Origin of the sequence: Colwellia piezophila ATCC BAA-637 (assembly GCF_000378625.1) — a bacterium.
In the GTDB taxonomy this organism is placed as follows: Bacteria; Pseudomonadota; Gammaproteobacteria; order Enterobacterales; family Alteromonadaceae; genus Colwellia; species Colwellia piezophila.
Genome location: NZ_KB905173.1, coordinates 54,878 through 68,841 on the forward strand (window position 1 = coordinate 54,878; position 13,964 = coordinate 68,841).

At 39.1% G+C, this 13,964-nt stretch carries 12 protein-coding genes; 7 read left to right on the top strand and 5 right to left on the bottom strand.

Annotation, left to right across the window (positions count from 1 at the left end; genetic code table 11):
- Positions 1-64: 64 nt before the first annotated feature.
- Positions 65-994 (bottom strand): LysR family transcriptional regulator, encoded by a 930-nt coding sequence (locus F580_RS0119955; protein WP_019029525.1) that lies wholly within the window; start codon positions 992-994, stop codon positions 65-67.
- Positions 995-1,158: 164 nt separating this feature from the next.
- Between F580_RS0119955 and F580_RS0119960 the strand changes: the two genes are divergently transcribed.
- From F580_RS0119960 to F580_RS0119970, 3 genes are all read left to right on the top strand, one after another.
- The gene (locus F580_RS0119960; RefSeq protein WP_019029526.1) at positions 1,159-1,761 is read left to right on the top strand and encodes a DUF4136 domain-containing protein; all 603 of its coding nucleotides are present in this window, start codon (positions 1,159-1,161) and stop codon (positions 1,759-1,761) included.
- 201 nt (positions 1,762-1,962) lie between these two features.
- Positions 1,963-3,579, top strand: a complete 1,617-nt coding sequence (locus F580_RS0119965) for a DUF1254 domain-containing protein (RefSeq protein WP_019029527.1) — start codon at positions 1,963-1,965, stop codon at positions 3,577-3,579.
- A 412-nt stretch (positions 3,580-3,991) separates the two neighbouring features.
- Complete coding sequence (locus tag F580_RS0119970; protein WP_019029528.1) at positions 3,992-4,960, top strand: phospholipase A; 969 nt, start codon at positions 3,992-3,994, stop codon at positions 4,958-4,960.
- Positions 4,961-5,033: 73 nt separating this feature from the next.
- Here the strand turns inward: F580_RS0119970 and F580_RS0119975 are convergent, their stop codons facing one another.
- The 3 genes from F580_RS0119975 to F580_RS0119985 all read right to left on the bottom strand — a co-directional run bounded on the left by F580_RS0119975 (position 5,034) and on the right by F580_RS0119985 (position 8,895).
- Positions 5,034-5,393 (bottom strand): hypothetical protein, encoded by a 360-nt coding sequence (locus F580_RS0119975; protein WP_019029529.1) that lies wholly within the window; start codon positions 5,391-5,393, stop codon positions 5,034-5,036.
- Positions 5,394-5,910: 517 nt separating this feature from the next.
- A complete protein-coding gene (locus F580_RS0119980) occupies positions 5,911-7,209 on the bottom strand; it encodes an SO2930 family diheme c-type cytochrome (protein WP_019029530.1) in 1,299 nt (432 codons plus the stop codon).
- An 81-nt stretch (positions 7,210-7,290) separates the two neighbouring features.
- Positions 7,291-8,895 carry a parallel beta-helix domain-containing protein gene (locus F580_RS0119985; RefSeq protein ID WP_019029531.1) on the bottom strand — a complete coding sequence of 535 codons (1,605 nt, stop codon included), beginning with the start codon at positions 8,893-8,895 and terminating at the stop codon, positions 7,291-7,293.
- A 260-nt stretch (positions 8,896-9,155) separates the two neighbouring features.
- Here F580_RS0119985 and F580_RS0119990 point away from each other — a divergent pair, with 260 nt between their 5' ends.
- Positions 9,156-10,172, top strand: coding sequence for an AraC family transcriptional regulator (locus F580_RS0119990; protein WP_019029532.1), 1,017 nt, complete (start codon positions 9,156-9,158; stop codon positions 10,170-10,172).
- 196 nt (positions 10,173-10,368) lie between these two features.
- Here F580_RS0119990 and yrfG read toward each other — a convergent pair whose 3' ends face one another.
- Positions 10,369-11,049, bottom strand: coding sequence for a GMP/IMP nucleotidase (gene yrfG / locus F580_RS0119995; protein ID WP_019029533.1), 681 nt, complete (start codon positions 11,047-11,049; stop codon positions 10,369-10,371).
- Positions 11,050-11,178: 129 nt separating this feature from the next.
- On the opposite strand from yrfG, the gene nudE reads away from it, so the two are divergent.
- From nudE to F580_RS0120010, 3 genes are all read left to right on the top strand, one after another.
- Positions 11,179-11,730 (top strand): ADP compounds hydrolase NudE, encoded by a 552-nt coding sequence (nudE, locus tag F580_RS0120000; RefSeq protein WP_019029534.1) that lies wholly within the window; start codon positions 11,179-11,181, stop codon positions 11,728-11,730.
- 56 nt (positions 11,731-11,786) lie between these two features.
- Entirely contained in the window at positions 11,787-12,608 is an 822-nt protein-coding gene (cysQ, locus tag F580_RS0120005) for a 3'(2'),5'-bisphosphate nucleotidase CysQ (RefSeq protein WP_019029535.1), read from the top strand.
- Between the two features lie 474 nt (positions 12,609-13,082).
- Positions 13,083-13,883 (top strand): DUF1338 domain-containing protein, encoded by an 801-nt coding sequence (locus tag F580_RS0120010; RefSeq protein ID WP_019029536.1) that lies wholly within the window; start codon positions 13,083-13,085, stop codon positions 13,881-13,883.
- The last annotated feature ends 81 nt before the right edge of the window (positions 13,884-13,964 follow it).

A 13,964-nucleotide genomic window follows, 5' to 3' on the forward strand; every position in this document is an offset into this window, starting at 1 on the left:
TACAGTGGAAGCGCTGATGTTGTGACAATTTTCCACTAGAAGTTACTTATTGGCAAGTATTCTGTTACAGAATTTGCAGTAATATCTTATCTTTCAGCCATTGATGAGCAGCGCTATTTACCGTGCGTTGATGTTGCAGTAGGAACAGCTCGATCATATTACTCTGGGTTTGCTCAAACTGATAAACACTGACCAATTCTTCTTTATAAGGTGAGGCATTGGCGAAGAAACTAGGGGCGATAAGTAAGGTATCTGTTGATTTTAATAACTCTACTAATATGCTTATCTGGCTAGTTTGTAGTTGAATATCTCGCTTAAAACCTTGTTTGAGCAGAATGCTATCAATAGGGTGGGTAAAATTGACACCGATATCTTCTCGTATATTAAGATCAAGAAACCGATAAGCTAAACAATCCGCTAATTCAAGTTTATTTCGCATGGCTAGCGGGTGTTTTTTTCGCGCAAAAATGGCCAATGAAACCTTTCCTAATGACGTGGCAATAAAAGCCGGATCGATTGATTTCTCAACTTGAATAGCAAAATCTAAAAAGCCTGATTCAAGTGACTTATTTGAGCTGGGTTTAAGGGGGTATTCCAAAAGTTGTACCGCGGGTGCTTCAATGCTTACTGCTTTGAATAAGGGTAAAAAAATAGCATGGCTAGTTAAAGCGGGCAGTGAAATAGAGAAGCTCTTCTCGCATGTTTTTGCTGAGAAGTTATCATCGTGAAGTATAGACTCAAGTTTTTGTAATAAATCAGGTAATAAAATTTCAATGCTTTGTGCTTTTTCCGTTGGCACTATACCGGTTGAGGTGCGATGAAAAAGCGGGTCGTCAAAAAGTTCTCTCAAGCGTTGCAAAGTTCTACTCATTGCCGACTGCGATAAATACAAACGTTCAGCGGCTCTGCTGACATTCCTTTCTTTTAATAACACACTCAATGATACTAATAAATTAAGGTCGATTCGCGCTAATTTTTGTTCTAATAAAGCCATATTATTTTACCGGTGTAGTGTGCAAGTAATAAATTCAGTATATATGAATATGCACTATACGCATATCTATCATGACTATAAGTCGCTGTATTGCATAGTGTCACGGGCATATACTCATTTCATTGTTATTAATAAGTCATCCCGGTAATAAAAGAGAGGTTAATATGAAAACTCTAACAGCAGGTAAAACACCAGTTAACATGTTGAAAATACAGAATAAAGTCACTACGTTAGTCGCCTTTTCATCAATATTACTACTTGGCGCTTGTGCAACTAACTATGTACCAGAGACAGATAAAAGCAGTTCATATGATTTTTCCAAGATCGAGACCTATAGCGTTATTGGAGATGAACAACTTAAAAATCCGATGTTTAGTGACATTGACCGAGAGCGCTTTGATGCCGCAATAGATATCTCAATGCAGCGCTACAATATTGAAGAGGTTAGCGCTGAAGAAGCCGATGTCTTAGTGAGTTATTTTGTCGTCACTAAAGATAAAATAAAAGTCAGCGCTAGTTATAGCGGTGGTTATGCCAACAGTTGTTATCGTTGTGGTTACGGCTATGGCGGCGGAGTAACTCACTTCAATACCCGTAACTATGTTGAAGGTACACTAGTGGTTGATATTATTGATAGTGAAAGTAAGCTAAGTGTCTATCGTAGCATGTTAACTAAACCATTAAAGTCTTATGAAAATACACAAGAACGAGAGCAAGCTATAAATAAAATTGTCAGCGATATGATGCAGAAATTACCGCTGGGTTAGTAAGCAAACCTTAGCAGTATTAACCGCTTCATCACAATGACAATACTCGCCCGTTAATGGATTCATCGAGCCTAGTTAAAAAAAAAATGGCTAGGTACAAGCTAAGTACTTAATTAACTTGTGCTTTGTCTAAGAGTCGCGTTTAATAACTTAAATTTTTTACAAAATACCAATTGGTTTTATATCCTGGAGAACTTACCAATGAATACATTTCCCAAAGTAGTTACCGCGGTAGTAACAACGCTAATACTGGCGAGTATGCAGAGTGTCTGGGCTGTTGATAAAGAAGTAACACCGGGTTTTAATCATAAAATCCCTGAGCAAATCATGACGCCTAATAAAGTACAAACTCGCATTGGCGAATTGACTTTTTATGATGGCATGCCTACCGATGCAACCCTTAAAAAAGTGTATGACAACCTAGATTTTATTCGTGGCGTTGATGTGTTTCTTAATTTTATTCCGGCAACGTCTATTGAAGGTATCCGTTTAGGAATGAAGCAACTTGGCGTTGATAATTATAATGAAGTACTTGTTTTTGATAACTTAATGGACTCAAATCCTTTATTTTTAACGGGTAATACCGATACTGTCTATGCGACAGTAATGCTTGATCTTGAAAAAGATGGCGTGACTGTTGTTGAAATTCCTGCCGGTGCTGGCCCCGGTACAGTAAATGATGCTTTCTTCCGTTTTGTTGTTGATATGGGGGCGCCAGGTCCAGACGCTCAAAAAGGCGGTACTTACATTATTTTACCACCAGACTATAAAGGCGAACTAAAACCCACCTTAAATGGCATGCAGTACAGAGGTAAAGATACTCGAATTACTACTATGGTTGCGGGTAAAGAAACTAAAGCTTGGGTAGCACAATCCACAAGTTACACTAACTGGTTAATATTACGTGGCTTTTTAAAAGATGGTAAACCAGAACATGCTGCCAATATGTGGCGAACTGGCTTAAAAATATACCCATTGAAAGAGGCTAACAGCCCGAAAAAAATGAAATTTACCAATGGCTCAGGAAAATATTTCAATACAGTGCACGCTAATAATTTTGAATTCTATGAAGAGTTATGGCATGTCTTACAAAAAGAACCTATTTCTTTCTTAGATCCTGAACTTCGTGGTCAAGCAGCAGCCATTGGTATTCAAAAAGGTAAACCTTTTGCCCCAGATGCTCGCATGAAAGCGATATTAAAAGATGCTGTCGCGGTGGGTAATGCCACAGCGCGAGGTATTTCATTAAGACCTCGTGATGAAAACGCTTACTTATTTGAAGGTAAGCAATGGTATACCGGTTTTGTCGGTAAAGATTACCAATGGTTAAAAGACAAAGGCATGGGCGGTCGTAACTTAGATGCGCGTACGTTATTCTTTTATTCAGCGACCGTAAATACGCCAGCAATGGCACTGGAAATTCCAGGTGTAGGTTCAAATTATGCTTTTGCTACAGCAGATGAAAATGGTGATATTTTATATGGCGAAAAAAATTACCGGGTAAATATACCTAAAAATGTACCCGCAAAAGATTTTTGGTCGGTAGTGGTTTATGACCCACAAACACGTTCAGAATTACAAGTACCAGGCGGCTCCATTTATCCGAGTAAGAATAATAAGCGTGATGCCTTAGTTTATAATGATGATGGCAGTGTTGATCTGTACTTTGGTCCTAGCTTGCCCAAAGGTGCACCTAAAGCTAACTGGACACAAACAACACCAGATAAAGCGTGGTTTGTCTTGCTGCGTTTATATGGCCCATTACAACCTTGGTTTGATAAAGCATGGCAACCGGGTGATTTTAAATTAATCGACTAGTTAGTTTATTTGCTATAAGTAGTCCTTATGATGATTTCAATAAGGGCTACGGATTCGAAATATCTCGGCATTATAGCTATATAGTGCGTCTTCATTACCCGAACGAGTATAATCGATACAAAATCTATTGGTGCGCTGCGAGTAACAATAACATCTGAGCCATAATCCCTAGCTATTAACGCGGCACTAAGCGGTACTATGGCTCAGGTGTTATAAGCGACCTCTGTAAAAACCACTAGCCCCAAATCATGTATCATGGCAATTCGCTAGGTATTGAAAAGCCTGGTAATGATAATTATGTATGGTGAAGTATTTTACTCGACGGCTTATAAATATGATGCCATGAGTCGTATAATTGTTTAAAATTGTTATTAATGTTACCCGACCCTGAAGCTTATATTTAAGCCTTTCTATGAAAAAACGCCTAATCATTAAAATTTTATCCTTATGTTTATTAGTATTTAGTTGCTTGAGCTATGCGACTGATAATATTCATGATCTCAAAGAAATAACTAAAAATAACCCACAAGCGTCTGTTAAGTCAGAAGAAAAAGCAGAGTCAGAATCAAAGTCTGCTTACTTTGATCGCCTTTCCTCTCAAAAAAAAGCGTCATTTGATCCCTATATTATAACGCCTCATAAAATGACCTATCTTTTACCCTTTAGTATTTCAGATAATATGAACAGGGAAATCTATGACGGTATTGGTCAATGGGGTGAAGAAATACAGAGTCTTGAGGCAAAGTTTCAATTTAGTTTGAAGATTCCTTTAACGCGAGATGCTATTTTTACTGAAGGTGATAGCTTGGACTTTGGCTTCACTTTGCAATCTTGGTGGCAGCTTTATAACCAAGAATTATCACGTCCGTTTAGAGAGACCAACTACCAACCTGAACTGTTTTATACCGCACCGCTTGATTGGCACCCCCTTGGTGGTCAAACCAATATGGTGCTTGGTTTTGAACATCAATCCAATGGCCGAACGCAAATGTTATCGCGTAGTTGGAATCGTTTGTACTATACCTTTACGTTTGCCAAAGATAATTATGCTGTGTCATTTCGTCCTTGGTGGAAGATTCCAGAAGGTGATAAACCGACAACACCCGATGAGTCTGCCAATGATAATGTTGATATTTCGGATTATATGGGGCATTTTGATTTAACTATTCTTTATCAGTGGCATAACCTTGAGTTTTCGTTCGTTGGTCGTCAAAACTTTAAAGAACATAAGGGTGGTATGGAGATAGGTATGACTTTTCCATTATCGGGTAAGTTGAGAGGTTACTTTCAATACACCAGTGGTTACGGTGAGAGTTTGATTGATTATAACCACTCACAACAGACTTTCGGTATTGGTATCGCGCTAACTGAAATGTTTTAATTCAATGAAATTGTAAAAAGAAAAAGGGCTTACTTATTGAGTAGGCCCTTTTGCATTTGTATAGGGGGATCTGTCAGCCGGTTTCTTTTAAGAAGCGGTAGTTACCTTTAATGTCATTTTGATATTGTGGGCAAAACTGACCCAGTGGTGCTTCAATTTTTAGCACGCCATAACCTTGATGTGCTTTCCGTTTTACTCGATCCCAGCTAATACCCTCTATGGTCATATAGCCGTCACTAAAAGCTTTTAATCGAGCAAGTTCTTTGAATTTATTTTTGTCTATAGGTTGGTTACAATCTCGTTCAAGGTAAATTAACTTACTAGCAGCTTCAGCCAATAATAATTCTATTTCACCTTTTTCTGACTTGGTCAGAGTCTCAGTGGCTAAGCTAGCATTGCTAATGAGTAATAAAGTTATCAGGAGTTTTTTCATCAGTTACCCTTACTATTCCATGTTCGAAGATGAGAACCTTAAGCATTCAATTGAAAGCTCAAGTCCATCTTTGTTGTATAAGCACACGGTGTGGCTTGTGCTTATACAATAGGGAAATGGGGTAATTAAGTACAATGACTTCAATGCACAAATGATATGCGTGTTCAGCATACTCTTTGAATTTTGAGGGCTTTACTTTATTCGCTCTCGTTATTCACCGGTCGATTAACTTCATTGCTAAGGGACTAACATTGCTAATTTTTACTATCGGGGTAGAGAATATTGACTTGAATAGACCAAATTAAAGTCTATTTATAAGGTGGGACAATTTTCAGCGGGAAAGCTTATTTTACTAGCAGATAGACATTTTAATCATCGACTCTTATATCGACAAAAATATAACTGTCAATAAATCATCAAGTGTATTGGCAATAATGACGATACTAAAAAGCAGAGCGATTATAGTCGCTCTGCTTAAGATTTAAGATTTAAGATTTAAGGTTGATGTTAGTAATTATTAAGATTTAGAGCAATCAGCACTAGGAAGATTATTTATCCAATAATTAATTAAAGCTACGCCTTCTCCATGCACAGTACTTCTGCCAAGCTCTGGCATACGGTGTCGCTGATCATTAGTACTCATTCTGAATAATAAGTAAGAATCATCTGGGCTGCCAGGGATAACATCAGCAGGGTAATCTGCGTGACCACCCGCTACCGCCACTTTACAAACACCAAAGCGTTGCGGATTTTCTGCATAATCACGGTTATATTCTAGTTGTAAACCGCTACCACCAGCAGGACCTGCATAATTCTCTTCTGGAATGGTTAACTCAGAACGATGGCAATGCGCACAGTTAACATCAAGATATGCTCTCGCTGTGTCCATTACTTGCTCATGAGGCAGCGCTGTAATATCAAGTTCATCGTTAAAAATATCAACTTTATCTATGGTTGAAATATCCGTAGGTAGGCCAACTAATACCTGATTGTCCGCTAAGTACTGTAGCTGATTAGCGGTAGTATCAAGGTAAACATGTTCAATGTTAAGATTTCGCGCCTTTGGACCTATTGGTTTAAATATCGGCTGCCTAGTATCATCGGGCCCTTGGCTTAGCGGAACTACCGAGTGACAACTGGTACAAGCAGAGGCTTTAGGTACTGAGTAGCTAAAAGTTTTCACTTCGCCTTTGTGAGTGGTAGTCATGTTTTCAATGGTTTTACCTGTGATGGCAATTTTTGCATCGGTGACATCCGCCCAATAATAAGGGCGCGCTACCCAGCCATTCTCACGGTGGATTAATAATCTGGTTTCAATAAGCAGCTCTTCGCCATCACGATTGGCGGTATCTGCTGGCATAGTAAATGTTTTTACCAAGACGCTACCAACAGGAAACTCAAGTACTTCATCTTGACTGTATTTAATTTGTTTTCCTTCGGGAATGAAAGCAAAGCGATATTTTGTGGCGTAATCGGTAAACAGTGGTACCGCTAAATTGAAGGCTACACCACCATTGCTTGGATTTTCAGTAGGGTTCATGCTGTCTTGAAACAGATTATAATCAGATAAGTTACGACAAGTCTCTGTCATTAACGCATTCCAGTTAACGCCTTCTGTGGTGGCATCACAGTCACCTTTATTTTCATCAGGACCACCCGCATTCGCATTGATTAAATTAACAGGCGGCGTTGTTTCAACAGGTGGCGTTTCAACCTGATCAGTGCTTTCGTCACCGCCACAGGCAGTGAGTAATAACGAGGTTATAGCCACTAGCATTAAGCTACGTGACGTCTGATATTTAATTGTTTTTATCATACTATTTACCACTACATATAAAGCTGGCGAAGTTTTAATTTCGCCAGCAAGTTTAATATTGAATGCTAGGATTAGCTGTTGCTATAAAGCACAAGCCAAGGTGGCGATATCATCACCTAGGCAACCATATTTTTTACCTCTGAAGGTAACCACTGCCGGTGCAAGTCTCGGTTGCGTACAACTAAGTAAATTAGAGTTTCCTTGCATAGTCTCATAGGCAAGTGCCGGGCTAGCAGGGTTTGCGGTATAAACAACGCCGATATTTACCTCGGGAAATTCGAGTGAAGATGCGGCAGAGTTATTATCGATATTACCACTGGCACAGACTAAGTCTTCTGCTAGGTAAGGGTCGTAATTAACGCCGTCGGCAAGTGCATCTGCGCCTACTAAAGCATTAAATCCGGCAATAACGCCTGCATTGGAAAGTGACTCACCAACGCCACCGTAAAGGATCGCCGGCATCGTTTGGCCCAGCATCAAGGTATAACCTGCAACAATATCGGTAACTAAATCACCTCGTGGGTCAGCGCCAGAGCGTGAAATGCTGTTACCGTGAATATTAATGTTCTTAATTAGTGGTGACCAGCCATCGGTCATTGTTGCACCGTAGGTGGTGGGGTATGCTGAAACATCATCGTTGGCTAAGAAATAACTGGCGATTTCAATGGAAGAGGTTTCGTTATCGGTGAAGTTGTTATTATAAATTTCAACATCACTGACTGAAAATATTAACATACCAGTGCCTGGTGGTACGATACCAACCGCCCCTGAGCCGACATTCTCTGCATTATTTGCGATAACTTCATTATTGAAAATACGGATGTTGCCGCCATATGCTTGTGTTAAACCAGGAAGGTCAAACGCTAGAATGCCACCGGTGTTTCCTATCGCGACATTGTTATAAACATCGGCCATGGTAGAGTTTTCAATTTCAATGCCAGCGACATTATTTTTTGCGACGTTATCTCGAATAACTATATTGTTTGACTGCCCTACATAAACCCCCGCATCTGCTGAGCCATAAGCATAATTATGCTCTATAAGTATGTTTTGACTTTGTAGTGGGTAAAGTCCATAAGCGCCATTGTCCTCTTCCAAAGGGCCATTCCAGATAGTGCCGGTATAAGCGATATAAACGCCATTAGCACTGACTACTTTAATGCCATTTTTATTGGCTTCAAGCACGCTAAAGTCTCTGATAGCTATGTTAATACCACCTTCGAAGCGAATACCATCATCTCCTGTTGAATTGGTAAAGTCTAAAGTGGTTTCATTGATGCCATAACCTGTGAGGGTAAAATTATCTGCTGCAGCAATGGCAATAGTTTCAGATACGGTAAAATTCCCTTTTGGCAATACCACGGTAGCGCCTGCGGGTACTTCAAATAACGCTAAGACCAGTTCGTCGGTTATATCTTCGCCATCAACTGCAAAGGGTTGAACAAATATCGCATCGGCTGGAAAGGCGAAGCCAGAGCTAGTAACCATAGATGGATCGGCGGTGGCATTTTTACCATCTGCACCATCTGCACCATTTGCCCCATCTATGCCCTGAATTCCATCGATGCCATTAGCCCCGTCAATTGCATCGTCAGCGCAGCCTGATATCGTTAGAGTTGCCAATATGGCGGAAACGAGCAACGATTTTTTCCAATGTTGTTTATTAAAAATACAGCTATTAATCATATTTTGCTCTCTTGTTAATGGTTTTTTATTGGCAAAGTAAATACAGGATTAACGAAATAATAAAAGTGGACAGGAGAAGAAACCTGCTCGCTTTACTGTTATCTCTATTGATTCAAACTTCATTCACCCTTGATTGAATCCACAATAGCTCTAATAATGAACTAAGAAAATGATTGATAATTACAAATGTATGATTGTTTACACTTACAATACACATTTAAACATTTATAGTAGACTCATGTGATAACAAAGGATGACGGATGAAATTAGGTGAGATTTCGGTTTCATATATCGAGGTAATAGCCAAAACAATGGCTAAATTAGAGTGTGATGTGAGGGAAATATTCGGGTTATACTCGATAACTCCTGCCGTTATAGCATCTCCAGATGCGCGTATCAGTATCCCAAAACTTCTACTGCTTGGTCATGCCTGCATTGAGAAAACAGGGGTTCCCTGGCTAGGGCTGGAAATGGGGCGAATGACTACAGCCACTAATTTAGGCATGCCTGGTTTAATCGCTTTGACCGCAGGAGACCTTAGGCAGATATGCACTGCGATCGCTCACTACGAAATATTAAATAGCTTCAACGTTCGTGGTCAATCCAAGTTTTATTTAGATCAAAATGAAGGGACTCGAGATGGCATCCTCGAATTCTATTCGCTCAATCCTTATAATGAATATAACTATTTTGTCGTTGATTCAGTATTGTTGGGCTGGTTGAATGTTATCGAGGAACTTGTCGGCTCTGCCGATGCAGTTAAGAGAGTGTGTTTTGAATTTCCACCCCCTAGCTATGCCGATAAATATTACCAGTTTTTTGATTGTGAGGTAATGTTTAATCAGCCGGCTAACCAATTAGTGATCGATGCTGCTTCACTTAATCTTCCGTGCATAAGTTCATGTCAGTCATTGTATCGGTTATTAAAACGAGAAGCTGATAGTGAGCTTGCCAGTGTGCAATTAGGCTTAAGTTTTACCGAGAAAGTTTCACGTTCGATTACTCCTTTACTTAACGTATCTACACCGACCCTTGATCAGGTCGCTGAACAGCTAAATATTGCGCCCTGGACAATTAGGCGAAATCTAATTAACGAGGGAGGTAGTTTTCAAAAGGTGCTTAATGATACTCGGTGCGATTTGGCTATTAGTTATGTTAGTAGTACGCACTTATCTTTAGGTGAAATCGCTTACTTGTTGGGTTTTGGTTCAGCAACCGCGTTCCAACACGCGTTTAAACGCTGGACAGGTAAAGCACCGGGTAGTTATAGACGTTAAATTGTTATCATAGCTTTCAAAAGAAAGCTTATTTTGAGTCTTTTAAATTAGCCCTTCGGGAGTTTTTCAGCGATTCGATAATGGCACCTAATTTCTTTCCTATAGAATAACGATAGGCAAAAAAATTCTATTTTTTCTCAAATCGCGGCCAAACTCTGAGTGTGAACTAACTTAATGGATTTGGTATCAATTTTGTTTATATGGTGTGAAGCCTATTGAGCTCTGTTGTTAATGGTTGGTAGTTGGTTATCGCAGGGAAGTCTTCGACGATACTTGCTGCCTTCTTACTATCAGGATTGGCGATAGCCAGTAAATGTTTAATACCGTACTGCTGGGCAGATTTTAGTATTTCGATACTGTCATCAATAAATAGCGTTTTATCACAATCAAAGCCATGCTTTTTTTGCAGACGTTGCCACAATAACTGTGACTCTTTGCTGACGCCAAATTCATGGGTAGAGTAAAGTGTATCAAAGTATTGATCTAATTGAGTGCGTTCAATTTTTAATGATAATGCTTCAGGGTGAGCATTGGTCACCATAACAATATCTTTACCACTCGCTCTTAACGCTAATAAAAAATCTTTAGCATCACTACGCAAATGAATTAAATGTTGAATCTCTCGCTTCAATTCTTTAATGGGCATTTGGGTTTGCTGTGACCAGTAATCGAGGCAGTACCATTCAATAGTACCGACAACGGCTAGGTAATCCGCTTTTAGTTTTGCTTTAGCAGCTTCGAGAGATATCGACATTTTTTCACTGTAACGTAACGGCAAGTGCTCTTGCCAAAAATGGTTATCGAAGTGCAAATCTAAAATAGTGCCATCCATATCAATTAACACGGTAGAAATTTCTGACCAATTAATGTTTGTCATTTCAGTCAATCCTCAAAAAAAATTTTTAATGTGATAAATATTAGCATTTTGCTATTCCAAAAGTATTGTTTATCGTGTCATTATAGTGATATCTAAAGAGAATTTAATTTAAGTAATGTAGCTAGAACTATGGCTGATAAAAACCAATTACCAACGATAACACATCGCCAACAAGTGGCGAAAAGTGGCTTATTTGCCATTGAGCAAATCGACTTGACCTTTAGCAATGGTGAGCAACGGCAATATGAGCGTATGATGAGCTCTGGTCGTGGCGCAGTGATGATAGTACCTATGCTTGATGATGATACGTTATTATTAGTGCGTGAATATTGTGCCGGTACGCATAGTTATTTATTAGGTTTTCCAAAAGGTCTTATTGATGAAGGTGAACTAGCCGAACAAGCGGCCAATAGAGAGCTGCAAGAAGAGATTGGTTATGGCAGTGGCCAGTTAATTAGAGTTAGTGAACTGATGATGGCCCCGGCATTTTTTAACGCCAAAATGACTATTTTTTTAGCTAAACAGCTTTATAGTGCCAAGCTTGAAGGTGATGAGCCTGAGCCTTTGCAAGTGGTATCTTGGCCGATAAAAGACTATAAAAAATTATTACAGCAAACAGATTTTACCGAAGCACGCAGTATTGCCGCATTAATGTTAGTACGAGATCTACTTGAAAATTAACTCTCCATGAATTGAAAAGTGAAAATGTACTTAGGCAAAGATGAAGGGGTATAACGATGAACCAAGATAAATTACTAAACATTGCTTTAGAAAGTGCAAAAAAAGCTGGCGTAGAAGTAATGAAATATTATCGTCAGGGAAACTATACCGCAGAAATGAAAGCCGATGAAAGTCCGGTGACTAGTGCCGATATTGCCGCCAATGATATCCTGATGGACCAACTTAAAACACTGACACCTGATATTCCTATTATTTCAGAAGAAGTGGGTGCCGTTTCATTCAGTGAGCGAAAAAATTGGTCTCGTTATTGGTTACTTGATCCTATAGATGGCACGGGTGAGTTTATTATTGGCAGTGGTGATTTTGCCGTAAATATTGCCTTGGTGGAAAATGGCTGGCCAACCCTTGGAGTTATTCATGCTCCCGATCATTGTCTCACCTATTATGGGCAAAAACATCTTGGCGCTTTTAAAGATAACCAAGCAGCCAGCCATGCAATTAAAGTGGCTGAATATGAAGAAAATCGCCGTATTAAAGTGGCGATTAGCCGACGTCAGCAGCTCGAGCTCATGGGGCAGTATTTAAATAGCGATTATGATTATGATTATATTTCCCTGGGCAGTTGTTCATTGAAAAACTGTCTTATCGCGGAAGGTGGTGCCGATTGTTATTTGCGCATTGGTGTCACAGGTGAGTGGGATACCGGGGCTAGTCAGTGTATTTTAGAGCAAGCCGGTGGCGATATTCTCGACAGCGAATTCAATCCGTTAACTTACAATAAACGGGAAAGTTTGCTTAATCCCGATTTTGTTAGTTTAGGTGCTAGAGATTTTTCTTGGCAAAAGATTATTAAAGCGCATCGAAAAGTTTATGAATAACAGCGTACTGCACTGGGTCTATTGAGGCTCAATAATACTTGAGCTTTTATTCTGAATTTTAGTAAAGCGAAGTTGTTCGTTTTGACCAAGATTTATGCTAAATTAGCGCTATTAGTTGAAGCGAACAGATAATGCTAACTTCTCTTACTACTTTTTAGGTCATTTTATTTTAGCTATGTTATCAAGCGAATTAAAAACACATACATCTCATCATCAAGCAGGGCACCGTCCTTGCTTCTTTAAAAGTATCGATCAAATCTAATTTTTGGCGGATAGCTTATGCTGTCAGCCAAAATATCACTGTGCTATTTTTCCGACCATTTTGCTATCTGCTACTTTTAAGCGATTAATTTTCCTGTATCAATATCTGTATAGGTAAAGTTAATCGTTAGAGCTATCAATCATAAATATTCAATTAATATTATTTAATGAATACTAGTTCATTAAACTACTCAATAAGTAAGAGGACAAACCATGGCAGCGCAAGTAACGGCACTTTTTAATGAGATCTGGCAACAATATCTTAGTGTGACTCCGTCAGCAAAAAAAATTCACCAATTGTTAGGTAATGGCAGTGATGTAATCAATGATCATGTGGCTTACCGTACTTTTAATCACCCTAAAATTAACTTGGTACAGTTAGCTAAAGGCCTACTGAAACTTGGTTATACCGAATGTGGTCAATATGATTTCTCGGCCAAAAAATTGGATGCCAAACATTTTGAACATCCAGACACTACCATGCCAAAAGTTTTTATCAGTGAACTACGCGTAGAAGAGTTCTCAAGCGAAGTACAAGAGATTATCACCGGTTTAATTGCTCAGTTACCAGATGATGTTAGTGACCGAGCTGATTTTCTTTATTCAGGCCGTCTTTGGGAAATTAGTTCAAAAGACTATGCAACCTTGTTAGACGTTAGTGAATATGCCGCCTGGTTAGCTGCATGGGGATATCGTGCTAATCACTTTACCGTTAGCATTAACCACTTAGCTAACTACCAAGATATTGAAGTAGTCAATGCTACGCTTAAAGATGCGGGCTATGCACTCAATACTAATGGTGGTGAAATTAAGGGTGATAAAGAAGTGATGTTAGAGCAATCATCAACTCTGGCTGATAAAGCGCCGGTAGACTTTTCCGATAAAACCATGGAAATTCCAAGCTGTTTCTATGAGTTTGCTAAACGTTATGCAATGGCTAATGGTGAATTGTATACGGGTTTTGTCGCTGCCTCAGCAGATAAAATCTTTGATAGTACAAATGTTAAAGGCTAGAGCTGCCATCTTCTGTTGATAATTTCAGATAATATTTCCTGATAATCATCAGCAGAAATAAAGAGTTATAAATAAAAAAGT

Coding starts and splice junctions, on each gene's coding strand:
- F580_RS0119955 (WP_019029525.1), bottom strand. CDS start 994: ATGGCTTTATTAGAACAAAAATTAGCGCGAATCGACCTTAATTTATTA.
- F580_RS0119960 (WP_019029526.1), top strand. CDS start 1,159: ATGAAAACTCTAACAGCAGGTAAAACACCAGTTAACATGTTGAAAATA.
- F580_RS0119965 (WP_019029527.1), top strand. CDS start 1,963: ATGAATACATTTCCCAAAGTAGTTACCGCGGTAGTAACAACGCTAATA.
- F580_RS0119970 (WP_019029528.1), top strand. CDS start 3,992: ATGAAAAAACGCCTAATCATTAAAATTTTATCCTTATGTTTATTAGTA.
- F580_RS0119975 (WP_019029529.1), bottom strand. CDS start 5,393: ATGAAAAAACTCCTGATAACTTTATTACTCATTAGCAATGCTAGCTTA.
- F580_RS0119980 (WP_019029530.1), bottom strand. CDS start 7,209: ATGATAAAAACAATTAAATATCAGACGTCACGTAGCTTAATGCTAGTG.
- F580_RS0119985 (WP_019029531.1), bottom strand. CDS start 8,895: ATGATTAATAGCTGTATTTTTAATAAACAACATTGGAAAAAATCGTTG.
- F580_RS0119990 (WP_019029532.1), top strand. CDS start 9,156: ATGAAATTAGGTGAGATTTCGGTTTCATATATCGAGGTAATAGCCAAA.
- yrfG (WP_019029533.1), bottom strand. CDS start 11,049: ATGACAAACATTAATTGGTCAGAAATTTCTACCGTGTTAATTGATATG.
- nudE (WP_019029534.1), top strand. CDS start 11,179: ATGGCTGATAAAAACCAATTACCAACGATAACACATCGCCAACAAGTG.
- cysQ (WP_019029535.1), top strand. CDS start 11,787: ATGAACCAAGATAAATTACTAAACATTGCTTTAGAAAGTGCAAAAAAA.
- F580_RS0120010 (WP_019029536.1), top strand. CDS start 13,083: ATGGCAGCGCAAGTAACGGCACTTTTTAATGAGATCTGGCAACAATAT.